The following is a 21,965-nucleotide window of genomic DNA, read 5'->3' as shown; positions in this document are numbered from 1 at the left end:
TGATATCGACTGGCCTGAACACGCGGTTTCGTGTGGGTGCCTTGTGGATAACTTAAGGCGTCGAAACCGTCCTCCGTCCATCCACCTATTATCCACAGCTTCTCAGCCCGTCAAGATACGGATGAGCTGCTCCCAGTCCTGGCGCATGCGCACGTCCTTCTCGCAGAAACCGCGGATCGTGCGGCAGGCGTGCAGCACGGTCGTATGGTCGCGGCCCCCGAATGCCTCTCCGATCTCCGGCAGGCTGTGCTCGGTGAGTTCCTTGGACAGGGCCATGGCCACCTGCCGGGGACGCGCCAGCGAGCGCACACGGCGCTTGGAGAGCAGGTCGGACAGGCGTACCTGGTAGTAGTCGGCCACCGTCTTCTGGATGTTCGGCACGGTGACCGCCTGCGCGTGCGTGTTGAGCAGGTCGCGCAGGGTCTCTTCGGCGAAATCCGTGGTGATCGGCTTGCGGTAGAAGTTGGCGCGTGCGGCGAGCGTGTTGAGCGCGCCCTCGAGGTCGCGCACGTTGGAGCGGATGCGCTTGGCCAGCAGCATCGCCACGTCCTCGGACACTTCCATGTCCTTCTCCGCCGCCTTCGACAACAGGATGGCGGCGCGCGTCTCGAAATCCGGCGGTTCGATCGCCACCGACAGACCCCAGCCCAGCCGCGACTTCAGGCGCGGCTCGAGCTTGTCGAGTTCCTTCGGGTAGCGGTCGCAAGTGAGGATGATCTGCTGCTTCGCCTCGAACAACGCATTGAAGGTATGGAAGAACTCTTCCTGCGTGGTGTCCTTGCCGGCGAAGAACTGGATGTCGTCGATCAGCAGCGCGTCGACCGAACGGAAGCGGCGTTTGAAGTCGTCCATGTTCTTCTGCTGCAGCGCTTTCACCATACCGCTGACGAACTGCTCGGAGCGCAGGTAAAGCACCTTCGCGCCCGGGTTGTTCTGCATCAGCAGGTTGCCGGCGGCGTGCATCAGATGGGTCTTGCCCAGGCCGGTGCCGCCGTACAACAGCAGCGGGTTGTAGGCCCGGCCGGGATTCATCGCCACCTGCATGGCCGCGGCCTTGCCCAGCTGGTTCGACTTGCCCTCGACGAAGGTTTCGAAGGTGTAGTGCGGATCCAGGTTGTGCACGTGCGGCGGCTCGTGCGCGGGCTCGGCCGCGCGCGGCGCCGCGGCGGGCGCCTGTGCCATCGACGACGCGGGCCGCGCGGGAGCCGCGCGGCCGCCCGACGAGCCGACTTCGAGCCGGACGGGCAGGGTACGGCCGCTCAGGTGTTCCACGATCGACTGGATCTTGCCCAGGTACTGCTCGCGTACCGTGTCCAGCGAATAGGGGTTTGGCGCGTAGAGGAACAGACCGTGGCCGTCCTCCCTGGCCTGCAACGGCATCAGCCAGGTATGGACGTCCTCGGACGTCAACTCGCCTTCAAGACGCTCGAGACAGCGCCTCCAGAGATCACTCATCAGGTATTCTTGCCACAGCAGGGGCGCATGCGCGCGGGGTGGACGACGAAGTCTACCAGTGTTCCGCCCCGCCCTCGGGCCCCGCATTCACGCGCGATCCCGTCAATTCGTTCGCCCAAGCGGTTGACAGTCCTATGGAATGTCTCGCATACTTTCGGGCCTTTTTCCCTCTTCATCCGGATGTAGCGCCATGAAGCGTACTTTCCAGCCCAGCAAGCTCAAGCGTGCACGTACGCACGGCTTCCGCGCCCGCATGGCCACCGCCGACGGTCGCAAGATTCTGAACGCCCGTCGCGCGAAGGGTCGCAAGCGCCTGATCCCGTAAGCGGCGCGTCCGTCGTGCGTGCCGCAGCCTTGCCGCGCGAAGCGCGGCTGCGCCGCGCCGCCGACTTCGCAGCCTTGCGAACTGTCAGCGGTCGCCTTGGCGGCCGCTGTTTTCTTTTGCGCTTCGGAAACAACGACGCCGGGACCGCCCGGCTCGGTCTGGCCATCTCCAAGCGCTGCTCGAAACGCGCCGTCGATCGCAACCGGATCAAGCGCCTGGCGCGTGAGGCATTCCGCCGCGCCCGCCCCGCCCTGCCTCCGGTCGACATCCTCGTGATGGCTCGCGATACCGCCGTCGGCGAGTCCGGAGCCGTGCTCCTGGCCGAGCTCGACGGCCTGTTCCGCCGCATACGGCCGTTGAAGCCCGAGGGTGCCGACGGCACAATCGCGCGTTGACCTAACCGTCCTTTCCGCCATTCGGATCTGGCCCAAGCAATGAATCAAACGCGCACGCTTCTCTTCTTCGCGCTCATGTTCGTGGCGTACCTGCTGTGGACGGAATGGGAAAAGGACTACGGTCCCCAGCCAGTCGCCCCGACGCCCGCCGCCCAGACCGACACCGCTGCCGGCGCCGGCAAGGCGAACACGGATGCAAGCATTCCTGGCGCGACGGCCCCGGCCGCCGTTCCCAACGAGACGGCAACGCCCGCGGATGCCAAGGGTGAACTGGTCACGCTTTCGAACGACGTGCTGCGCCTGACCATCGATACCCGCGGCGGCAGCATCGTGCGCTCCGAGTTGCTGGCGTACCCGAACGAGCCGGTCACGAAGAAAACCCCGAACCCGCCGCCGGCGCGCCTGCTCGACGATACCCCGGAGCATTTCTTCGCCGCGCAGGACGGTCTGGTCAGCAGCAACGGCGCCGCGCCCGACCATCGCGCCCTCTTCCACGCCGAGAAGACCGAGGCCACGCTGGCCGACGGCCAGAAATCGGCGAGCCTCGACCTGACCTGGACCGATCCGTCCGGGGTGAAGGTGGTGAAGCGCTACACGCTCAAGCGCACCGACTATGTGGTCGACCTCGACCAGCGCATCGAGAACGGTTCGGGCGCGACCTGGACCGGCAACGCTTACCACCAGTTGCAGCGCGTGCCCGCACCGAAGGCGAACTGGTTCAAGGCTTACACCGATCCGGCACAGCACAGCTTCTTCGGTGCCGCCTGGTACAGCCCCGAGAACAAGTTCGAATCGCTGTCCTTCCTCGACTTCGCCAAGAAGCCGCTGAACCACCAGATCACCGGTGGCTGGATCAGCATGCTGCAGCACTACTTCTTCGTCGCCTGGATTCCGCCGGCCGACCAGAACGTGACCTACAGCACCAGCATCGTCGACCCGAACTCGACCATGCCGCGTTACCTGGTACGCGCTTTCGGCCCGGTCATGCAGGTCGCACCGGGCCAGGCCGCCGACAGCGTCGCGCGTCTTTATGTCGGTCCGAAGCTGCAGGGTACGCTCGACGTCATCGCGCCGGGCCTCGAACTCACCAGCAACTACGGCTGGCTGACGATCATCGCCCAGCCGCTGCACTGGCTGCTGTCGCAGTTGCACGCCATCAGCGGCAACTGGGGCGTGGCCATCATCCTGCTCGTGCTGCTCATCAAGGCCGCGCTGTTCAAGCTCACCGACGCGCAGTTCCGTTCCGGTGCGCGCATGCGCAAGCTGCAGCCGCGCGTCGCCGCGCTCAAGGAGCGTTACGGCGACGACCGCATGAAGATGCAGCAGGCCATGATGGAGCTGTACAAGAAAGAGAAGGTGAACCCGATGGCGGGCTGCCTGCCCATCCTCATCACCTTCCCCATCTTCATCGGTCTCCTCCGCGTGCTTTCCGAGTCGATCGAACTGCGCCAGGCGCCGTTCTTCGGCTGGATCCACGATCTTTCGGCGCCGGATCCGCTCTACGTGCTGCCGGTGCTCTACTTCCTGGTCACCCTGCTCACCCAGCGCATGATGCCCACGGCGGGCATGGATCCGACCCAGGCCAAGATGATGAAGGTGATGCCGCTGATCTTCGGCGTCTTCTTCGCCTTCTTCCCGGCGGGCCTCGTGCTCTACTGGACGGTGAACGGCGCGACCAGCCTCCTCCAGCAGTGGTGGATCAACCGCAGCGTGGACAAGGCCGACCTCAAGGCCAAGACGGCTTAAACCCCGGGCGGCGCGTCGAAGGACGCGCCGCTTCGCCATAGCAGGTTCACCATGAGCGACGGCGACGACACCATTGCGGCCATTGCCACCGGCGCAGGCGCCGCCGGCGTCGGCGCAGTTCGCATATCGGGGCCACGGGCGCCGCAGATCGCGCATGCTTTCCTCGGCCGCGAGCCGAAGCCGAGGCACGCGCACTTCGCAGCCTTCCGCGACGGGCAGGGTGCGCTCATCGATCGCGGCATCCTGCTCTACTTTCCCGGACCCGCGTCGTATACCGGCGAACACGTGCTCGAACTGCAAGGCCACGGCAGTCCCATATTGCTCGATACCTTGCTTCGCCGATGCATCGCTCTCGGCGCGCGACTCGCGCGGCCCGGCGAATTCACCGAGCGCGCGTTCCTCAACGGCAAACTCGATCTCGCCCAGGCCGAAGCCGTTGCCGATGTCGTCGCCGCGACGTCGGAAGCAGGAGCACGCGCTGCGCTGCGTTCCATGGAAGGCGTGTTTTCCGCACGCGTCGACGATCTGCTCGCCGAGTTGATCGCGCTGCGCGTGCACATCGAGGCAGCGATCGATTTTCCGGAGGAGGAAATCGATTTCCTCGCCGACCCGGTCATCGGCGAACGACTTGCCGCCTTGCGCGGCCATCTTGATTCACTGCTCGTCGAAACGCGGCGTGGCGTGCGCCTCAATGACGGCATTTCCGTAGCCATCGTCGGCCGTCCCAACGCCGGCAAGTCGAGTCTGTTGAATGCGCTCGCCGGGCAGGAACGCGCGATCGTCACGGACATTCCCGGCACCACGCGCGACGTGCTGAGGGAGTCGGTGTCCATCGACGGCGCGGTACTCGAGCTGGCCGACACCGCCGGACTGCGTGAATCGGAAGACGTCGTGGAACGCGAAGGCATCCGCCGCGCGCGTGCACAACTGGAACGCTGCGACGTCGCTCTCCTGGTCACCGAGGAGGCGCATGCCGTCGACGACCTTGCCTTCTTCGAAGGCACACCCGCGCACGCGGCGCGCCTGGTGGTCATCAACAAGATCGATCTAGCGCATGTCGCCGCTCGCCACGAACGACGCGGCGATTACGACATGCTATGGCTGTCGGCGCGCACCGGCGAAGGGCTCGACCCGCTGCGCGAAGCGCTTCGGAACCTGGCCACCGCCGGCGCGGGCGAAGGCGCCTTCAGCGCGCGGCGGCGCCACGTCGTAGCCCTGGAACGTGTGCGCGCTCACCTCGAGCGCACGGCCGATACCTTGCGCGACAGTCGCGCAGGCGAGCTGGCCGCCGAGGAACTCCGCCACGCCCAGCACGCCCTCGGCGAAATCACGGGAACCTACTCGTCGGACGACCTGCTGGGAGCGATCTTCAGCTCGTTCTGCATCGGCAAATAGCTACGACGTACGACGTCGCACCATCAGCGCATCGTCAGCAGGATTCGGCCACGGCATCCTCATCGCGCGTTCCGGCCGTGACCGATATTCCCCAGATGCCGAGACCGCACAAGGCGAGGAAGCTTCCCACCCAACCCGGCGAGGTCCAGCCATAGCCGTGCGCGATGGCCAGCCCTCCAAGAAACGGGCCCAGCGCGTTCGCCGTGTTGAACGCCGAGTGATTCAACGAGGCGGCGAGGCCCTGCGCGTCGCCGGCCACGTCCATCAGGCGCGTCTGCAGCACGGTGGCAAGCGCGCCGCCGACGCCGATGAGGAAAACGTTCAAGCCTAGCGTCCATACATTGCCGGCGGTGAACGGGAGCATCCCCAGCACCACCATGCTCCATACCAGCAGCACGCCGGCCGTACGCATGAGCGCGCGATCGGCGAACACCGGCACGACCATGTTGCCTGCGGTGAGGCCGATACCGAAGACGCCGATGACCCAGGGCACGCTATGCAGCGGCATGTGGGTGACCGCGAGGAGGATGTCGGCGAGGTAGGTATAGACGGCGAAGAGGCCGCCGAAGCCGATGGCGCCGATGCCGAGGGTGAGCCAGACCTGCGGCCGCGCGAGCGCGCCGAGTTCGCGCAGCGGACTCGCGTTTTCATCCGCGGGCACTTCGGGCGCATACGCGGCCACCGCCGACATGGTCGCGATACCGAGCAGCGCAACCAGTGCGAACGCCCAGCGCCAGCCCACGGCCTGGCCGAGCCAGCTGGCCAGCGGCACGCCGACCACCGTCGCGATGGTGAGGCCAAGGAACATCTGTCCGATAGCGCGTGTGCGCCGGTTCACCGGTACCAGCGACGACGCGACGAGCGCCGCGACGCCGAAGTATGCGCCGTGCGGCAGGCCGGCGAGGAAGCGGAACACCAGCATCCAGTGATAGCTCGGGGAAAGGCCGGTCAGCCCGTTGAACAGCGTGAACATCGCCATGAGGATCAGCAGCAGGCGGCGACGTGGCACGCGTGCGCCGACGACGGTCATGATCGGCGCGCCGACGACCACACCCAGCGCGTACGCGCTGATCACGTGGCCGGCGGTGGGCGCGTCGATGCCGAGGCCCTGCGCGAACAGGGGCAGCATGCTCATCGAGGCGAATTCGGTCGTGCCGATGGCGAAGCCACCGACCGCCAGGGCCAGGATCACCAGGCCAACGTGGGGAGCGCGAACGGGCGGTGTGCCCGGGCGGAGCGCGGGTGTGGAGGACGTCATTGGAAGCTCGGGAACGAGGGGTGCCGCGCCTTGGTGCGCCGCAACATCTAGGATACGCCGGAGCGCGTTCCGGGGCCACCTGCCTGCTGTGGGGAGCAACTGTCTCTGGGAGTTCAGCGGCGCTGTGCTCGCGGCGAGCTTGCCCGCTGCCGCGGGGTCGCCGGCATAGCCGGCTCCCACATCGGTCTGCTACCCCTCTTCGCGGACGAATTCGATGAAAGCGCGCAGGGCCGAGGTCACCCTGCGCTGGCGCGGGTAATAGAGCATGAAGCCGGGGTATGGGGGGCACCAGTCCTCGAGCACCCGCACCAGGCGCCCTTCGGCGACCAGCGCGGTGACCTGGTCGTCGAGGACGAGGGTGAAGCCGATGCCAGCCAGGGCCGCGTCGAGTGCCAGGCGCAGGTCGCCGAAGGTCACGCGTCCGCGAACGTCCAACTCGAGCTTCTTCGTACCCTGTTCGAATTCCCATTTGTAGAGCCGCCCGCTGGGGAAGCGGAAACGGATGCAGTCGTGCTGGAACAGGTCGTTCGGATGCGTAGGGACGCCATGTTTCGCGACGTACTCCGGCGAAGCCACGCAGGCGCCCCGCTGCTGCCCTCCCATGGGCACCGCGATCATGTCTTCGGGCACCTGTTCCAGGAAGCGGATGCCGGCGTCGAAACCGAGGGCCACGATGTCGATCAGCCCGTCGTTGTCGACCGCCTCGAAATGGATGTCCGGATAGCGGGCGAGGAAGCGCGGCAGCAGGCCAGGCAGCAGCAGCTGGGCGGTGACCCGGGGCATGTTGATGCGCAGCGTCCCGGCGGGGGCGGCGCGGAAGTTGTTCATTTCCTCGAGCGCCTCGCCGACGTCGAGCAGCGCCGGCTCCAGCCGTTCGAGCAGGCGCTGGCCGGCCTCGGTCAGCGAGACGCTGCGCGTCGTCCGGTGGAACAGCACCACGCCCAGGCGCTCTTCCAGATTGCGGATCGCGTAGCTGATGGCCGACGTGGTCAGGGTCAGCTCGGCGCCGGCCTTCCGGAAGCTGGCGTGGCGGGCCACGGCGGCGAAGGCGGCGAGGTGGGAAAGGTTGTCCGGACGCATGATTGTCAAGGATAACTCAACGGTTCATCTCATAATTCCCGTTGGCGCGAAAGATTGTTGAGCCCGTATCGTCACTGGCCAACGTTCCACTCCTTACGAAGGATGATTCCCATGTTCGAAGTCCGCGGATTCGCCGCTCCCCAGGCCAAGGCGCCCCTCGCTCCCTTCAAGGTGCCGCGCCGCGACGTCGGCCCGAACGACGTGCACATCGAGATCCTCTACAGCGGCGTCTGCCACTCCGACCTGCACCAGGCCCAGGACGATTGGGGTCCGGGCATCTTCCCGATGGTGCCGGGCCACGAGATCGTGGGCCGGGTCAAGGCGGTCGGCTCCGCCGTGCAGAAGTTCAAGGTCGGCGATTTCGCCGGCGTCGGTTGCATGGTCGATTCCTGCCGCCAGTGCGAATCGTGCAAGCGCGGCCTCGAGCAGTATTGCCTGACCCACACCAGCTTCACCTACAACGGCACCGAACAGGATAAGACCACGCCGACCTACGGCGGTTATTCGACCGAGATCGTGGTGGAAGAGCGCTTCGTGGTGAAGATCTCCGAGAAGCTCGACCTCAAGGCCACGGCGCCGCTGCTCTGTGCCGGCATCACCACCTATTCGCCGCTGCGTCACTGGAAGGTGGGGCCGGGCCAGAAGGTCGGCATCGTCGGTCTGGGCGGCCTCGGCCACATGGGCGTGAAGTTCGCGAAGGCAATGGGCGCGCACGTCACCATGATCACCACCTCGGCCTCGAAGGGCGACGACGCAAAGCGCCTCGGCGCCGACGCGGTGCTGCTCTCCACCGATGCCGAAGCGATGAAGGCCGCAGCCTCCAGCTTCGACTTCCTGCTCAACACCGTACCGGTGTCGCACGACCTGAATCCGTACATCAACCTGCTTCGCCTGGATGGCACGATGGTGCTGGTCGGCGTGCTCACGCCGATCGACGGCATGATCGGTGGCGCTCTCATGCTGCCGCGTCGCACCGTCGCCGGCTCGGCCATCGGCGGCATGGCGGAGACGCAGGAGATGATGGACTTCTGCGCCGAGCACGGCATCGTTTCGGATATCGAAGTGGTGGACATGGCTTCGATCAACGAGACCTACAAGCGCCTGGTGAAGAACGACGTGCGCTACCGCTTCGTGATCGACATGGCGACAATGCCGGCTTGAGGCGCGTCCTCCGCTACGTGGGCGCCGTCGCCGCAGTGGCCGGCGCCTTCGTCGTCTTCGCCGCTGTCTCGGCGTGGCCGAACATCGGCACGAACCCCGCAGGCGAGCGCCTGTCGCGCTACGCGTCGTCGCCCGAGTGGCACGGTGACCGCTTCGACAATCCGTTGCCGATGTACAGCAACATCAAGGGCGGCATCTTCCAGCTGCTCGAGTCGAAGCCGGGCGAGGAACCCGATCGTCCTGTGCCGACGGTCGATTCCTCGGCGGTGTATGCCAGGCCGCCGGCCAGCGGGCTTCGCGTGACCTGGTTCGGGCACTCGTCGATGCTGGTCGAGATCGACGGCACGAACATCGTCGTCGACCCGTTATGGAGCGAGCGCGCCTCGCCCTTTCCCTGGCTTGGTCCCAGGCGCTGGTACGAGCCGCCGGTCCCCATCGACCACCTGCCGCGCATCGACGCCGTCCTGGTGTCGCACGACCACTACGATCATCTCGATCGGGCATCGATCCAGGCGTTGAACGCACGCGGCGTCCGCTTCATCGTGCCGCTGGGCGTAGGCGCGCACCTCCTGGGCTGGGGCGTGCCCCCCGAACGCATTGTCGAACTCGACTGGTGGCAGGAAGCGAAGGTGGGTGACGTGCGCGTCGTGTCCACGCCGTCGCGGCATGCGTCGGGGCGTTTGTCGCCGCGCAGCAACCTGACGCTATGGAGCGGTTACGCCATCGTCGGTCCCGGTCATCGTGCGTTCTATTCCGGCGACACCGGTCTCAACGACACGTTTGCCGACGTCGGCGACAGGCTAGGTCCCTTCGACGTCACCATGATCGAATCGGGTCAGTACGATCCGCAGTGGCCCGACTGGCACCTCGGCCCGGAACAGGCCATGCGCGTGCACCAGGAAGTTCGCGGCCGCGTGCTGATTCCCGTGCACTGGGGGCTCATCAAGCTGGCGCACCACCCATGGACCGAACCCGTGGAGCGCATCCTCGCGGCGGCCCGGTGCAGCCACGCGGAGGTACTCGTACCGGAGCCAGGGCAGGCGGTGGAACCCACGACCCATCCCTCGATAGCCCGGTGGTGGCCGGCGCAGCGCTGGTTCACCGGCAGCGAGCATCCCATCGTCGCGTCGCGCCGGGGCGATCCCGCCAATACCTACGTAACCCCCGTGTGTCCGCTGCCGGAACGGACTACGCCGCCGGCATGACGAGGTGCATCGGGGTGTCGCGCAGCGGCTTGCCGGTGTTCCCGTCCACCACGACAGGGCAAACCGGTTGCCCGGTCTGGTCGTCGACCAGGTGCGACAGCGCGCGACCGCCTCCGTTGTAACGGCGACCCCACTCGCCCATGGCGGCGAGGATAGGAAGGAAATCGCGACCCGCTTGGGTCAGCACGTACTCGTCTCGCGGCGGGCGCTCGCTGTAGCGCCTCTTCTCCAAGACACCCGCCTCCGTCAAAGCCTTCAATCGACGCGACAGGATGTTCGGCGCGATGCCGAGGCTCGTCCGGAACTGGTCGAACTGGGTCAGACCGAGGCTCGCGTCGCGCAGGATCAAGGCGCTCCACGCGTCGCCCACGATGGCGAGACCGCGGGAGATCGCGCAGGTACCGGAAGAAAGTTTGTCGGTGTCCATTGCATTATGGTAGCGACGTCACTATCGTATGGCAACGCAGTAACTATCATTTTGCAATTAACCATGCGGAGTCGACCATCATGAGCACTGAAAACAAGGGTAAGGCATTGATTACCGGGGCTTCGTCCGGTATCGGCGAAGTTTATGCCCAGCGCCTGGCAGACCGTGGGTACGACCTCATCCTGGTCGCGCGTCGCCTGGACCGGCTGGAAGCGCTGGCGAAAGAGATCGGTACGCGCACCGGCCGCAAGGCCGAGATCCTGCAGGCCGACCTCGGTAGCCGGGCCGGCATCGCCATCGTGGAGCGCCGTCTGGCGGAAGACGCGGGCATCACCCTTTTCGTGAACAACGCGGGCATTTCGCTCAACGGCAGCATCCTCGACAACGGCAGCGAGCAGATCGAGCAGCTGATCGTGGTGAACACCCTCGCCCCGACCCTGCTGGCCGCCGCGGCCGCGAAGGCCTTCGTGGCACGGAACAACGGCGGCATCATCAACATCGCCTCGGTGCTGGCGCTGGTGCCCGAGATGATGGACGGCCTCTACAGCGGAACGAAGGCCCACCTCGTCAACGTCACGCTCGGCCTTGCCGCCAAGCTGCAGGGTACGAACGTCCGCGCGCAGGCGGTCTTGCCCGGTGCCACCCGTTCCGAGATCTGGGAGAAGTCGGGCAAGGACGTGGATGCGATCCTCCCGGGCATGGTCATGGACACGGCCGACCTCGTCGATGCCGCGCTCGTCGGCTACGACCGCGGCGAAGTGGTGACGATTCCTCCGCTGGAGGACGAAGGCCAGTACAAGGCCTATGACGCGGCCCGCCTCGCGATGGCGCCGAACCTGTCGCGCAAGGACGTGGGAACGCGCTATCGGGCGTAACGCAGCAACGCGGTCCTGGTTCGCGGCGCTTCCGGCGCGCCAGGATCGCAGTTCCGAACACGCCTGGCCCGAGCGTTGCCAGCAGCTTACGCGGCATTCGCGCGTCATCCCGCACGAATGCCAGCTAAACTAACGGGCTCGCTCGATTCTTCGCGGTTAGGCATGCTTTCCTTAGTGTTCGGCGCCTTCGGACTTTCCACGCTCTGGTTGATCCCCTTGCTCTGGCGACTGGCCGCTGCCCTGGTCCGTCGCCGCCGTCCGCCCACGGTCGGGCCTGGCGCGATACGTTTCTGGGCGGGATTCGTGCTGGTGCTGCTGGCGAGCGTCACGCTGGAGGGACTCGTCGTCTCGCATTACACGGACGATCCCGCGGCGGGTGGCATCGTGTGCCACCTGCTGGCGACCGCGGCCACGCGCTTCCCCGGTGGCGGCCTTGCAGCGTTGTTCTGCGGGGCGATCCTGGCGGTCGCCCTGCCCTGGTACCTCGGCGTGCCGTGGTCCTCGTTCCTCACCCGCGCGAATGCCGTGCTCGAGCCGGTGGGTGCGCTGGCGATCGAGGGAACGCGCCGGCTGCTTTCGCGTACGGGCTCTCGCGCCACAGGCCGCCGTTCCGCCGCGGCGGTACGGCGTGCGGATCGCCCGCCCGCACGTCGCCGCGCGCGAGCGGAGACCAAGCGCAGCCCGGCCGCGCCGGCGCCGCAGGCGCGAGCCGCGGCCGACCGCGTCGATACGCCTCCCCTGTCTGCGCGGCCTTCGGTGGCCACGCCGGTGCAGCCGCGACATCGCACGCGGCCGGAGACCGTGATTCGCGAGCCGTGGCTCGCGCCGCGCAAAGCGGAAGCGTCTCCCGCCAACGTGAGCGGCCTTGGGTCGCACCGGGAGGCAGGCCCCGCGGTGGCGGAGACCGTACCCGAGCCCGTACCCGTCCGCGTGCCCGCAACACCCGAGGCGCCGCTACGGCCTGTATCGCGTTTCGCCATCGCGGCAAACGATGAGTCCGTCGACGAGCCGCCACCGCGGCGCACGGTCACGCTCACCGCGACGGCTTCCTTGCGTGCGGGCCATACCGGAGCGGTAAGCCTGCCGCCGCTTTCGCTGCTTGCCGCGGCACGCCACGACACCTTGTCGATCTCCGAAGCCGAGCTTGCGGAGACCGGTGAACTGATCGAGCAGCGCCTCCGCGAGTTCAAGGTGCCCGTGCAGGTGGTCGGCGCATCGGCGGGTCCCGTCATCACCCGTTACGAAGTCGAGCCTGCCGTCGGCGTGCGCGGCAACCAGATCGTCGCATTGATGAAGGACCTCGCCCGCGGTCTCGGACGGACGTCCATTCGCGTGGTCGAAACGATTCCCGGCAAGACCTGCATGGGCCTCGAGTTGCCAAACGAGCAACGGCAGATGATCGCGTTGTCGGAGATCCTCGATTCGGCGGAGTACCGGGGATCCGATTCCCAGCTCACGCTCGCGATGGGCAAGGGGATCACGGGCGAACCCGTGGTGGCCGACCTCGCGAAGGCACCGCACATGCTCGTCGCGGGAACGACGGGTTCGGGCAAGTCGGTCGCGGTGAACGCGATGATCCTGTCGATGCTCTACAAGGCCACGCCCGAAGACGTGCGCATGATCATGATCGACCCGAAGATGCTGGAGCTCTCGGTCTACGAAGGCATTCCGCACCTGCTGGCGCCGGTGGTCACTGACATGAAGCTCGCCGCCAACGCACTCAACTGGTGCGTCGCGGAGATGGAAAACCGCTACAAGGTGATGTCGGACCTGCGCGTGCGCAATCTCGCCGGTTACAACCAGAAGGTGCGCGAGGCCCGCGCCGCCGGCAAGCCGCTGTTCAATCCCTTTCCCGCGCATCCGGAAGTGCCCGAGCATCTCGACACCCTGCCGATGATCGTCGTGGTGATCGACGAGCTGGCCGACCTCATGATGGTCGCGGGCAAGAAGATCGAGGAGCTGATCGCGCGGCTGGCGCAGAAAGCACGTGCTGCTGGCATCCATCTCATCCTGGCGACGCAGCGCCCTTCGGTGGACGTGATCACGGGACTCATCAAGGCGAACATCCCGACGCGCGTGGCCTTCCAGGTCTCGTCGAAGATCGATTCGCGCACCATCCTCGATCAGATGGGAGCGGAAAGCCTGCTAGGCCAGGGCGACATGCTGTTCCTGCCGCCTGGCACGGGATACCCGCAGCGCATCCATGGCGCCTTCGTGGCCGACGAGGAAGTGCACCGCATCGTGGCGTGGCTGAAGCAGTTCGGCGAGCCCGACTACAAGGACGAGATCCTTGCGGGTCCCGCCAGCGAGGCGGCTGAAGGCGAACCGGGCGAGGAAGGCGTGGATGCGGAGCTCGACCCGCTCTACGACGAGGCCGCCGCGTTCGTACTGCGCTCGCGCCGCGCGTCGATCTCGTTCGTGCAGCGGCAATTCCGCATCGGGTACAACCGCGCCGCGCGCCTGGTCGAAGCGATGGAAGCCGCGGGCCTGGTCTCCTCGATGGGCATCAACGGCCAGCGCGAAGTGATCGCGCCGGGGCCCCAAGACTAACAACGGGCGTGTAGGAGCGCGCCTTGCGCGCGACATGTTTTGAGGCCGTGACCTGGAGCTGGCGCGCCAACTTTTGGACTGGGGCGAAAAGCCGTCGCGCGCAGGCGCGCTCCTACAACGCGAAAAGCCGTCGCGCGCAGGCGCGCTCCTACAACGCGGAAGGCTCAGCGCGCGCAGGGCGCGCTCCTACAACGCGGAAGGCTCAGCGCGCGCAGGGCGCGCTCCTACAAAACGTCATTCCTTCGTCAGCAGCTTAAGCGGCACCGCGATCGACTTTTCCACCGGCTGCTTGTCGATGAGCTTCTTCGCCGTCTCCACGCCGAGCCTGCCGATTTCTTCCGGCTGCTGGGCCACCGTGGCGGCCATCGCGCCGCTCTGCACCGCCGTCTTGCCGTCGGGCGTGCCGTCGAAACCGACGACGAGGACCTTCTTGTTCTTGCCCGCCAGCGCCTGTACCGCGCCGAGGGCCATTTCGTCGTTCTGCGCGAAGATCGCCCGGACGTCGCCGTGGCCCTGCAACAGGTTCTCGCTGACCGAAAGACCTTGTGCGCGGTCGAAGTTGGCCGGCTGCTTCGCCACGATCTTCATGCCGGTTGCGGCGATCGCGTCGTCGAAGCCCTTGCCGCGTTCGCGTGCAGCCGACGTGCCGGCCACGCCCTGCAGTTCGATGATGTTGCCGCTGCCGCCGAGGGCCTTGGCCAGGTAATCGGCCGCCATCTTGCCGCCCGCGACATTGTCCGAGGCGATATGCGAAGCCACCTCGGCGCCGTCCACGCCGCGGTCCAGCGTCACGACGGGAATGTTCGCGCGCTGCGCGGACTGCACGGCGCCGGCGAGTGCGGACGAATCGGTCGGATTGAGCAGGATCACCGAGACGCGCTTCTGGATCAGGTCCTCCACGCTGGAAATCTGCCGGGCGGGGTCGTCCTGGGCGTCGACGACGACGAGCTGCACGCCCGCATCCTTGGCGGCCTTCTGCGCGCCATCCTTCAGTTCGACGAAGAACGGATTGTTCTGCGTGGACAGCGCCAGGCCGACCACCGGCGCGCCGGAAGGCACGGCGCCACCGGCGGTAGCGGCGGCCGTCGGTGCGGATTCGCCCGGACCCTGTTGCGAACAGGCGGCAAGCAGCGTGACGGCGGCTGCGGTCAGGAAGTTGAGTTTGCGCATGGTGTGGTCCTCGTTGTTATGACTGTCGCCTGTCGAGCAGGACGGCGACCAGGATGACGATGCCCTTCACGACCTGCTGGTAGAACGAACTCACGCCGAGCAGGTTGAGGCCGTTGTTGAGGAAACCGATGAGCAGCGCGCCCACCAGCGTGCCGAAGAGCCAGCCGCGGCCGCCGGCAAGACTGGTGCCGCCGAGCACCACGGCGGCGATCGCGTCGAGTTCGTAACCGGCGCCGGCCGTGGCCTGCGCGGAATAGAGGCGCGACGTGAGCACGATGCCGGCGAACGCGGAGAGCAGGCCCGAGAGGCCATAGATGGCGAGCTTCATCGGGGAGATGCGCACGCCGGAGAGACGCGCCGCTTCCTCGTTGCCGCCGATCGCCAGCACATGCCGGCCGAATACCGTTCCGCGCAGGAGGAAGCCGCACACGACGAAGGCGACGAACATCCATATGACCGGAAGCGGCACGAGATGGGCCACGTATCCCCCGCCGAGCAGCGCGAAGCCAGGGTTGGTGACGGGGATCGGACTACCCTGCGTATAAGAGAGCGTGAGGCCGCGCAGCAGCGTCATCGTGCCCAGGGTGGCGATGAAGGGCGCGACCTTGCCCCAGGACACGAGCACACCGTTGAGCATGCCGAGGAGGAGGCCGAGCCCCAATCCCGCTGCCACGGCCAGCAGCATGCCGTGGCCCGCGGCCATGAGGCCCGCTGCCACGGCGCCGGTGAGGGCGAGGATGGCACCGACCGACAGGTCGATGCCGCCGGCGAGGATCACGAAGGTCATGCCGAAGGCGATGAGCGCATTGATCGATACCTGGCGCAACACCGTGAGCAGGTTCCCCGTGGTGAGGAAGTCCGGGCTCATGACGGACAACACGATGAAGAGCAGCACCAGCCCGATCACCGAGCCAAGGCGTTGGAGGAGCGTCGTCGCACGGCTCCATTCGATATGCAGCGTCATGTCACTTGCCTCCGGTCGCGGCGGTCATCACGGCTTCCTGCGTCGCGCCGTGCGCATCGAGCAGGGCCGTCGCATGGCCTTCGTGCATCACGAGGATACGGTCGCTCATCGAGAGCACCTCCGGGAGTTCCGAGGAGATCATGAGGATGGCCACGCCGCGCTCCGCGAGTTGGTTGATGATGTGGTAGATCTCGGCCTTGCCGCCGACGTCGACGCCTCGCGTCGGCTCGTCGAGGATGAGCACGCGCGGATCCAGCGCCAGCCATTTGGCGAGCACCACCTTCTGCTGGTTGCCGCCGGAGAGCGAGCGCGTATCCAGTTCCATGTCGCGCGCCCGGATCTTCAGCGCGTCCATGAGGCCGCGCGTCTGCTTCTTCTCGGCGGGACGGTCGACCAGTCCGGCATGTGCGGGCACCCGCGGAAGGCTCACGTTCTCGCGCAGGCTGAGGTCGAGCACCAGTCCCTGTGCCTTGCGGTCCTCGGTGACGAAGCCGAAACCGGAATGGATCGCCTCGCTGGGCGACTTCGGCGTCACGACGACGCCATCGAGGGTGACCTTGCCCGACGACAGCCGGTCCAGGCCGAACAGCAGGCGCGCCAGTTCGGTACGGCCCGCGCCAAGCAACCCGGCGACGCCAAGCACTTCCCCGGCGTGCAGATCGAAGCTCACGTCCTGCACCATGCCGCCGCTGACGTGCTCCACCTTGAGCCGCACCTCGCCGATCTTCGGGGTGCGCGAGGGATAGCGCGCGTCGAGGGTGCGCCCCACCATCATCTTCACCACCTCGTCGAAAGCGAGGCCGGGCACCGGACGCGTACCGACGAACTGGCCGTCGCGCAGCACGGAGATGCGGTCGCACAAGGCGAAGATCTCTTCCATGCGGTGCGACACGTAGACGATGCCCTTGCCCTGTTCGCGCAGTTCGCGGATCAGCTTGAACAGCGTCGTGGTCTCGTGTTCGGTCAGGGCGGCGGTCGGTTCGTCCATGATCAGCACGCGCGCTTCCTGGCCCAGGGCACGCGCGATCTCCACCATCTGCTGCTGGCCGACCGACAGGCGCTCGACGAGCGTGCCGGGATCGAGGCGCTGCATGCCGACGCGCGCGAGCCACTCCGTCGCACGGCGTGCCATCGCGCGGCGATCGAGCAGGCCGAAGCGATGGATCTCGCGGCCGAGGAACAGGTTGTCCGCGACGCTGAGCGATGGGATCAGGTTGAGTTCCTGGTGGATGATGGCGATGCCGTTCCTCTCGGCATCGGCGGGCGTGCCGATCGACGCAGCCTTGCCGTCGACCTCGATGCTGCCCGAGTCGGGCGCGTAGATCCCGGTGAGGATCTTCATGAGGGTGGACTTGCCCGCGCCGTTCTCACCCATCAGTGCATGCACCTCGCCCGGCAGCAGTTCGAAATCCACGCCGTCGAGCACCTTCACCGGGCCGAACGCCTTGTGGATGTCGTGCATCCGGATGAGGGGCGCGTTCATCAGAAGGTGACGCCTGCATGCAGGATGACGTTGGCGTACGGCGAGGTTTCGCCGGTGCGCACCACGGCCACCGCGCGGGCGGCGAGCCGCTTCAGGTCCTCGTGCGGAACCTCGTCCACGCCGACGCCGTCGCTCCGCAACCGCGCAGACAGTTCGACCATGGCGCGGTTCTTCCCGTGGATTTCGCCGGCCATCGTCACCCGTTCCACGGCCAGCTCCGCGTAGACCGCCTCGAACACGGCGGCGAACGAAGGCGTGCCGGGCAGCACGGCGAGATCGATGCAGGGAACGCCGGGAGGCACGGGAAGCCCCACGTCCCCGATCACCAGCGTGTCGGTGTGGCCCATGGCCGCGACGACGCGGTTGAGCTCGGCGTGCAGCAGACCATGCCGTCTCATGGCCGCGCCGCCAGGAATGCGTCGACCTCGTCAGCGCGAGGCATGCCGCCTTGCGCACCCAGCCGCGATACGGCGATGGCGGCGGCGGCGCAGGCTTTGCGCACGGCGACCTCGAGGCCTTCCGGCAGATATACCGCGAGCGCCGCATTGAAGGTGTCGCCGGCGCCCGTGCTGTCCACCGCTTCGACCTTGAAGCCGACCTGGTGGCGTGGCTCCGGGTCCGCATCACGGAACCAGGCACCGTCTTCGCCGCGCGTCAGCACGACCGGGCAGGGCGCCCGGCGCATGAGCTCGCGGAAGTCGGTGTCGCCTTCGGCTCCGAGCACTGTGGCGAGCTCGTGTTGGTTCGGCGTGAGAAAGCGCACGCGCGAGAGCCATTCCACGGGCAGGCGCTGCGCGGGAGCCGGATTCAGGATGACGGGAACGCCTTCCTCGTGCGCGATGCGCAGCGTGGCTTCGACCGCATCCAGCGGAATCTCCAGCTGGACCAGCACGGCGCCGGCGCCGCGAACGACGTCGCGCGCGGCTTCCACCTGCGCCGGCGTGACGCGCCCGTTCGCCGCGGGCACCACGACGATGCTGTTCTCTCCGCCGGCCACCGTGATCGAGGCGGTTCCGCTGCCGATCCCGCCGACGCGGGCGACGTGCGTGACGTCCACGCCTTCGGCGACGAGGCCGGCATGCAGCTGCTGGCCGAGCGCGTCGTCTCCGACGCAGCCCACCATCGCCACGCTGGCCCCGAGCCGCGCCGCGGCAACGGCCTGGTTCGCACCCTTGCCGCCCGGAATCGCGAGGAAGCGTTCGCCGGTCAGCGTTTCGCCCGGCCCGGGGAAACGCGGGGCAAGCGTGACCAGGTCCATGTTGATGCTGCCGACGACGACGATTCGCGTCATGCTGACTCGCTCCAGGGTGCGCACGAGGCGTGGGATGACGCGCCAATATACGTCGTCGGGCCGCAGGAGGCTTTCATGCGCTTGCTCTTCCCTAGCGGGAAAGCCCTTTCGCTTCCAGCTCGGCGAGGTACGCCGGCCACGCCGTATCGTAGGCGCGGCCCAGGTCGTAAAGCGTGTCCCAGCCGAAGATGCCGCTGGCGTGGCCGTCGTCGAAACGGATCAGCACGCCGTAATGCCCGGTGGGTTCGAGCGCCGTGACGCCGACGTTTCGCTTGCCGGAAACAAGAACTTTCTGACCCGGGCCATGGCCTTGTACTTCGGCGCTGGGCGAATTCACGCGGAGGTATTCGCAGGGAAGGCGAAAGCGCTCGCCATTATCGAACGCCACTTCGAGGATACGCGACGTGGCGTGCAGGACGATGTCGGTGGGGCGGGGATACGAGATGAGTGCCATGGTAGGAGCGCGCCCTGCGCGTTTATGCCCTGTGGGTACGACATCTTTTGGGGCCGTGACTTGGAACTGGCGCGGCAGCTTGTGGACTAGCGCGAAAATCTGTCGCGCGCACGGCGCGCTCCTACAAGCTGTACGGACCGTTCCGACGCGTCAGTGGGCGCGGCCGAAGCCGTCGCCGGTGCCCTGCTCGAGCGGGGGCGGATCGCCCGCCACGGCCAGCAGCGCCATGGCGTAGGCGTCTTCCATGCTCACGGTGGAGACTTCGTCCCAGGCGAAGAACGACGGCTCGCGCAGCCATTCCGCGTCCGGGGTGATCTCCTGCATGTTGAAACCTTCGTCTTCCACGCTGACCAGACGGCCGATGTAGCAGACCTCGGATTCGTCCTCGCTGTCGACATGCACGCCGATGACCGGCGCATGCGCGGCAGCCGCCTGCACCACCTGGGAGATGTCGTCGAGCGGGAAGTCGGCCGGCGGTGTCGGGTGGATGCCCTTCATCTTCAGCGCCTTCTCGAGGAAGCCCGCGTGCTTGTCCGGCGCTTCGAATTCCGAGATGTCGCGGTGCCGCATGATGTACATGCCGTCGTAGCTGACGCCGTCGCCGACCACCCAGAGGAGGAAGAACTCGCGGCCGACCCCGCCGACATAGCCGCAGAAGCTGCCGTGCTCGAGTTCGCCGCGCCACAGACGCACCAGCTGCTGGTTGTCCTGCGCTTCACGCAGGCTCGCTCGCTGGCCGTTGGTTTTGAGATGAATGATCTTGCCCATATACGTCAATAGTTTAGCAGAGGGGGTACTCCGCGATGTTCAGAGGATGTAACGGCTCAGATCCTCGTCCTTGACCAGCGAGGCCAGGTTGTTGTCGACATATTCGGCGTCGATCGAGTACTTTTCGCCGGACTTGTCCGCTGCTTCGAAGGAGATACGCTCCAGGAGCCGCTCCATGACCGTGTGCAGGCGGCGCGCACCGATGTTCTCGGTCCGCTCGTTGACCTGGAAGGCCACGTCGGCGAGCCGGTCGATGCCCGAGTCGGTGAACTCGAGGGTCACGCCTTCGGTCTTGAGCAGCGCAACATATTGCTTGGTCAGCGCGTTGTTCGGCTCGCGCAGGATGCGCTTGAAGTCGTCCACCGAGAGGGCGCTCAGTTCCACGCGGATCGGCAGGCGGCCCTGCAGTTCGGGGATGAGGTCCGAGGGCTTGGCCAGCGAGAACGCACCCGAGGCGATGAACAGGATGTGGTCGGTCTTGATCGAGCCGTAGCGGGTGGACACGGTCGAACCCTCCACCAGCGGCAGCAGGTCGCGCTGCACGCCTTCGCGGCTGACGCCGGCGCCGCCCCATTCGGAGCGCTGGGCCACCTTATCGATCTCGTCGATGAAGACGATGCCGTTCTGCTCGGCGCATTCGACCGCGCGGCTGCGCAGTTCCTCGTCGTTGAGCAGCTTGCCGGCCTCTTCCTCGACCAGCAGCGGACGCGCCTGGCGGATGCTCATCTTCCGCTTCTGCGACTTCTGCCCGCCCAGGTTCTGGAACATCTTGCCCAGTTGCTGGCTCATTTCCTCCATGCCTGGCGGGGTCATGATCTCCACGCCCACGTTCATGGCGAAGTCCAGCTCGATCTCGCGGTCGTCGAGCGCGCCTTCGCGCAGCTGCTTGCGAAGCTTCTGGCGGGTATCGCTGTCGATCGCCGGCGCGCTGCTGCCGGTGTCGTCCCAGCCGCTGGCCTGGCGCCGCGGCAACAGTGCGTCGAGCAGGCGGTCCTCGGCGGCGTCCTCGGCCTGGCTGCGCACGCGGCCCTTGGCCTGTTCGCGCAGCAGCTTGTACGAGACGTCGGCAAGATCGCGGATGATCGACTCCACATCCTTGCCGACATAGCCGACTTCGGTGAACTTCGTGGCTTCGACCTTCACGAAGGGCGCATTCGCCAGGGTCGCGAGACGACGGGCGATCTCCGTCTTGCCCACGCCGGTGGGGCCGATCATCAGGATGTTCTTGGGCGTGACCTCGTCGCGCATGCCCGGGTCCAGCTGCATGCGGCGCCAGCGGTTGCGCAGGGCGATGGCCACCGCGCGCTTGGCGTCGTGCTGGCCGATGATGTAGCGGTCGAGTTCGTTGACGATTTCGCGGGGAGTGAGTTCGGACATCGGCTCAGAGCTCTTCGATCGAATAGTTATGGTTGGTGTAGATGCAGATATCGCCGGCGATCTTGAGCGCTTTTTCCACGATCGTGCGCGCATCCAGCTCGGTGTTCTCCATGAGTGCCAGGGCGGCGGATTGGGCGTAGGGGCCGCCCGAGCCGATGGCGATGAGGCCGTGTTCGGGCTCGAGCACGTCGCCATTGCCGGAGATCAGGAGCGAGGCCTCCCTGTCGGCCACGGCCAGCATGGCCTCGAGGCGGCCCAGGCGGCGGTCGGTGCGCCACTCCTTGGCCATTTCCACGGCCGAGCGGGTGAGGTTGCCGCCGTGCTTGACCAGCTTCTCCTCGAACAGCTCGAACAGCGTGAAGGCATCGGCCGTGGCACCGGCGAATCCAGCCAGCACATCGCCCTTGCCCAGGCGGCGCACCTTGCGCGCATTGGCCTTCATCACGGTGTTTCCAAGGGTGACCTGTCCGTCACTGCCGATGACGACCTTGCCGTCGCGGCGGACGCAGACAATGGTCGTGGCGTGCATCGGTTCCATAGTGCGTTCCTTGGGGGAAAGGCCTGAGGCTGTCTCTTATACACATCT

General features: G+C 66.7%; 21 protein-coding genes. 8 read left to right on the top strand and 13 right to left on the bottom strand.

Features of this window, described 5'->3' with window-relative positions:
* Positions 1-102: 102 nt before the first annotated feature.
* Positions 103-1,455, bottom strand: a complete 1,353-nt coding sequence (dnaA, locus tag ACR9ZH_RS06085; protein ID WP_481289869.1) for a chromosomal replication initiator protein DnaA — start codon at positions 1,453-1,455, stop codon at positions 103-105.
* Between the two features lie 190 nt (positions 1,456-1,645).
* On the opposite strand from dnaA, the gene rpmH reads away from it, so the two are divergent.
* Genes rpmH through mnmE form a run of 4 tightly spaced genes read left to right on the top strand, consistent with a single transcriptional unit; the run spans position 1,646 to position 5,316 of the window.
* Positions 1,646-1,780 carry a 50S ribosomal protein L34 gene (gene rpmH, locus ACR9ZH_RS06080; protein ID WP_008211413.1) on the top strand — a complete coding sequence of 45 codons (135 nt, stop codon included), beginning with the start codon at positions 1,646-1,648 and terminating at the stop codon, positions 1,778-1,780.
* Between the two features lie 14 nt (positions 1,781-1,794).
* On the top strand, positions 1,795-2,175 hold the full coding sequence (gene rnpA / locus ACR9ZH_RS06075) for a ribonuclease P protein component (protein WP_481289868.1): 381 nt from the start codon (positions 1,795-1,797) through the stop codon (positions 2,173-2,175).
* Positions 2,176-2,214: 39 nt separating this feature from the next.
* Positions 2,215-3,921 (top strand): membrane protein insertase YidC, encoded by a 1,707-nt coding sequence (gene yidC / locus ACR9ZH_RS06070; RefSeq protein WP_481289867.1) that lies wholly within the window; start codon positions 2,215-2,217, stop codon positions 3,919-3,921.
* A gap of 51 nt (positions 3,922-3,972) precedes the next feature.
* Positions 3,973-5,316 carry a tRNA uridine-5-carboxymethylaminomethyl(34) synthesis GTPase MnmE gene (mnmE, locus tag ACR9ZH_RS06065; protein ID WP_481289866.1) on the top strand — a complete coding sequence of 448 codons (1,344 nt, stop codon included), beginning with the start codon at positions 3,973-3,975 and terminating at the stop codon, positions 5,314-5,316.
* A 34-nt stretch (positions 5,317-5,350) separates the two neighbouring features.
* On the opposite strand, the gene ACR9ZH_RS06060 is transcribed toward mnmE, so the two are convergent.
* Both ACR9ZH_RS06060 and ACR9ZH_RS06055 read right to left on the bottom strand, forming a co-directional pair.
* Positions 5,351-6,574 (bottom strand): MFS transporter, encoded by a 1,224-nt coding sequence (locus ACR9ZH_RS06060; protein WP_481289865.1) that lies wholly within the window; start codon positions 6,572-6,574, stop codon positions 5,351-5,353.
* Between the two features lie 189 nt (positions 6,575-6,763).
* Positions 6,764-7,654 carry a LysR family transcriptional regulator gene (locus ACR9ZH_RS06055; protein ID WP_481289922.1) on the bottom strand — a complete coding sequence of 297 codons (891 nt, stop codon included), beginning with the start codon at positions 7,652-7,654 and terminating at the stop codon, positions 6,764-6,766.
* A gap of 111 nt (positions 7,655-7,765) precedes the next feature.
* Here ACR9ZH_RS06055 and ACR9ZH_RS06050 point away from each other — a divergent pair, with 111 nt between their 5' ends.
* Together ACR9ZH_RS06050 and ACR9ZH_RS06045 are read left to right on the top strand one after the other, a co-directional pair.
* Positions 7,766-8,815 carry an NAD(P)-dependent alcohol dehydrogenase gene (locus ACR9ZH_RS06050; RefSeq protein WP_481289864.1) on the top strand — a complete coding sequence of 350 codons (1,050 nt, stop codon included), beginning with the start codon at positions 7,766-7,768 and terminating at the stop codon, positions 8,813-8,815.
* The gene (locus ACR9ZH_RS06045) at positions 8,812-10,020 is read left to right on the top strand and encodes an MBL fold metallo-hydrolase (protein WP_481289863.1); all 1,209 of its coding nucleotides are present in this window, start codon (positions 8,812-8,814) and stop codon (positions 10,018-10,020) included. Before ACR9ZH_RS06050 ends, ACR9ZH_RS06045 begins: the two co-directional genes overlap by 4 nt.
* Here the strand turns inward: ACR9ZH_RS06045 and ACR9ZH_RS06040 are convergent.
* Positions 10,004-10,447: a winged helix-turn-helix transcriptional regulator gene (locus tag ACR9ZH_RS06040; protein ID WP_481289862.1), complete on the bottom strand. Its 444-nt coding sequence runs from the start codon at positions 10,445-10,447 to the stop codon at positions 10,004-10,006. The genes ACR9ZH_RS06045 and ACR9ZH_RS06040 overlap by 17 nt on opposite strands.
* Positions 10,448-10,527: 80 nt before the next feature.
* Between ACR9ZH_RS06040 and ACR9ZH_RS06035 the strand changes: the two genes are divergently transcribed.
* Positions 10,528-11,322 carry an SDR family NAD(P)-dependent oxidoreductase gene (locus ACR9ZH_RS06035; RefSeq protein WP_481289861.1) on the top strand — a complete coding sequence of 265 codons (795 nt, stop codon included), beginning with the start codon at positions 10,528-10,530 and terminating at the stop codon, positions 11,320-11,322.
* Positions 11,323-11,484: 162 nt separating this feature from the next.
* Positions 11,485-13,872 carry an FtsK/SpoIIIE family DNA translocase gene (locus tag ACR9ZH_RS06030; RefSeq protein WP_481289860.1) on the top strand — a complete coding sequence of 796 codons (2,388 nt, stop codon included), beginning with the start codon at positions 11,485-11,487 and terminating at the stop codon, positions 13,870-13,872.
* Between the two features lie 234 nt (positions 13,873-14,106).
* On the opposite strand, the gene rbsB is transcribed toward ACR9ZH_RS06030, so the two are convergent.
* From rbsB to hslV, 9 genes are all read right to left on the bottom strand, one after another.
* Positions 14,107-15,042 (bottom strand): ribose ABC transporter substrate-binding protein RbsB, encoded by a 936-nt coding sequence (gene rbsB / locus ACR9ZH_RS06025; protein WP_481289859.1) that lies wholly within the window; start codon positions 15,040-15,042, stop codon positions 14,107-14,109.
* A 16-nt stretch (positions 15,043-15,058) separates the two neighbouring features.
* Positions 15,059-16,006: an ABC transporter permease subunit gene (locus ACR9ZH_RS06020; protein ID WP_481289858.1), complete on the bottom strand. Its 948-nt coding sequence runs from the start codon at positions 16,004-16,006 to the stop codon at positions 15,059-15,061.
* A 1-nt stretch (position 16,007) separates the two neighbouring features.
* Positions 16,008-17,489: a sugar ABC transporter ATP-binding protein gene (locus tag ACR9ZH_RS06015; RefSeq protein ID WP_481289857.1), complete on the bottom strand. Its 1,482-nt coding sequence runs from the start codon at positions 17,487-17,489 to the stop codon at positions 16,008-16,010.
* Positions 17,489-17,887 (bottom strand): D-ribose pyranase, encoded by a 399-nt coding sequence (gene rbsD / locus ACR9ZH_RS06010; protein WP_481289856.1) that lies wholly within the window; start codon positions 17,885-17,887, stop codon positions 17,489-17,491. The genes ACR9ZH_RS06015 and rbsD overlap by 1 nt, the downstream gene beginning before the upstream one ends.
* A complete protein-coding gene (gene rbsK / locus ACR9ZH_RS06005) occupies positions 17,884-18,780 on the bottom strand; it encodes a ribokinase (protein WP_481289855.1) in 897 nt (298 codons plus the stop codon). Before rbsK ends, rbsD begins: the two co-directional genes overlap by 4 nt.
* Before the next feature lie 91 nt (positions 18,781-18,871).
* Complete coding sequence (locus tag ACR9ZH_RS06000) at positions 18,872-19,234, bottom strand: gamma-butyrobetaine hydroxylase family protein (protein ID WP_481289854.1); 363 nt, start codon at positions 19,232-19,234, stop codon at positions 18,872-18,874.
* Between the two features lie 150 nt (positions 19,235-19,384).
* Positions 19,385-20,002 (bottom strand): hypothetical protein, encoded by a 618-nt coding sequence (locus ACR9ZH_RS05995; protein WP_481289853.1) that lies wholly within the window; start codon positions 20,000-20,002, stop codon positions 19,385-19,387.
* A gap of 39 nt (positions 20,003-20,041) precedes the next feature.
* A complete protein-coding gene (hslU, locus tag ACR9ZH_RS05990; RefSeq protein ID WP_481289852.1) occupies positions 20,042-21,379 on the bottom strand; it encodes an ATP-dependent protease ATPase subunit HslU in 1,338 nt (445 codons plus the stop codon).
* Positions 21,380-21,383: 4 nt separating this feature from the next.
* The gene (gene hslV / locus ACR9ZH_RS05985) at positions 21,384-21,917 is read right to left on the bottom strand and encodes an ATP-dependent protease subunit HslV (protein ID WP_166700216.1); all 534 of its coding nucleotides are present in this window, start codon (positions 21,915-21,917) and stop codon (positions 21,384-21,386) included.
* Positions 21,918-21,965 lie beyond the last annotated feature (48 nt).

The organism is Luteibacter sp. SVR4-7G, from assembly GCF_056755555.1.
The sequence above is the reverse complement of the archived record's forward strand: the minus strand, read 5'-3'. Positions and strand labels throughout refer to the sequence as shown.

Excerpts from the sequence above, each read along its gene's own strand:
- dnaA (WP_481289869.1), bottom strand. The coding sequence starts at position 1,455 with ATGAGTGATCTCTGGAGGCGCTGTCTCGAGCGTCTTGAAGGCGAGTTG.
- rpmH (WP_008211413.1), top strand. The coding sequence starts at position 1,646 with ATGAAGCGTACTTTCCAGCCCAGCAAGCTCAAGCGTGCACGTACGCAC.
- yidC (WP_481289867.1), top strand. The coding sequence starts at position 2,215 with ATGAATCAAACGCGCACGCTTCTCTTCTTCGCGCTCATGTTCGTGGCG.
- mnmE (WP_481289866.1), top strand. The coding sequence starts at position 3,973 with ATGAGCGACGGCGACGACACCATTGCGGCCATTGCCACCGGCGCAGGC.
- ACR9ZH_RS06060 (WP_481289865.1), bottom strand. The coding sequence starts at position 6,574 with ATGACGTCCTCCACACCCGCGCTCCGCCCGGGCACACCGCCCGTTCGC.
- ACR9ZH_RS06055 (WP_481289922.1), bottom strand. The coding sequence starts at position 7,654 with ATGCGTCCGGACAACCTTTCCCACCTCGCCGCCTTCGCCGCCGTGGCC.
- ACR9ZH_RS06050 (WP_481289864.1), top strand. The coding sequence starts at position 7,766 with ATGTTCGAAGTCCGCGGATTCGCCGCTCCCCAGGCCAAGGCGCCCCTC.
- ACR9ZH_RS06040 (WP_481289862.1), bottom strand. The coding sequence starts at position 10,447 with ATGGACACCGACAAACTTTCTTCCGGTACCTGCGCGATCTCCCGCGGT.
- ACR9ZH_RS06035 (WP_481289861.1), top strand. The coding sequence starts at position 10,528 with ATGAGCACTGAAAACAAGGGTAAGGCATTGATTACCGGGGCTTCGTCC.
- ACR9ZH_RS06030 (WP_481289860.1), top strand. The coding sequence starts at position 11,485 with ATGCTTTCCTTAGTGTTCGGCGCCTTCGGACTTTCCACGCTCTGGTTG.
- rbsB (WP_481289859.1), bottom strand. The coding sequence starts at position 15,042 with ATGCGCAAACTCAACTTCCTGACCGCAGCCGCCGTCACGCTGCTTGCC.
- ACR9ZH_RS06020 (WP_481289858.1), bottom strand. The coding sequence starts at position 16,006 with ATGACGCTGCATATCGAATGGAGCCGTGCGACGACGCTCCTCCAACGC.
- ACR9ZH_RS06015 (WP_481289857.1), bottom strand. The coding sequence starts at position 17,489 with ATGAACGCGCCCCTCATCCGGATGCACGACATCCACAAGGCGTTCGGC.
- rbsD (WP_481289856.1), bottom strand. The coding sequence starts at position 17,887 with ATGAGACGGCATGGTCTGCTGCACGCCGAGCTCAACCGCGTCGTCGCG.
- rbsK (WP_481289855.1), bottom strand. The coding sequence starts at position 18,780 with ATGACGCGAATCGTCGTCGTCGGCAGCATCAACATGGACCTGGTCACG.
- ACR9ZH_RS06000 (WP_481289854.1), bottom strand. The coding sequence starts at position 19,234 with ATGGCACTCATCTCGTATCCCCGCCCCACCGACATCGTCCTGCACGCC.
- ACR9ZH_RS05995 (WP_481289853.1), bottom strand. The coding sequence starts at position 20,002 with ATGGGCAAGATCATTCATCTCAAAACCAACGGCCAGCGAGCGAGCCTG.
- hslU (WP_481289852.1), bottom strand. The coding sequence starts at position 21,379 with ATGTCCGAACTCACTCCCCGCGAAATCGTCAACGAACTCGACCGCTAC.
- hslV (WP_166700216.1), bottom strand. The coding sequence starts at position 21,917 with ATGGAACCGATGCACGCCACGACCATTGTCTGCGTCCGCCGCGACGGC.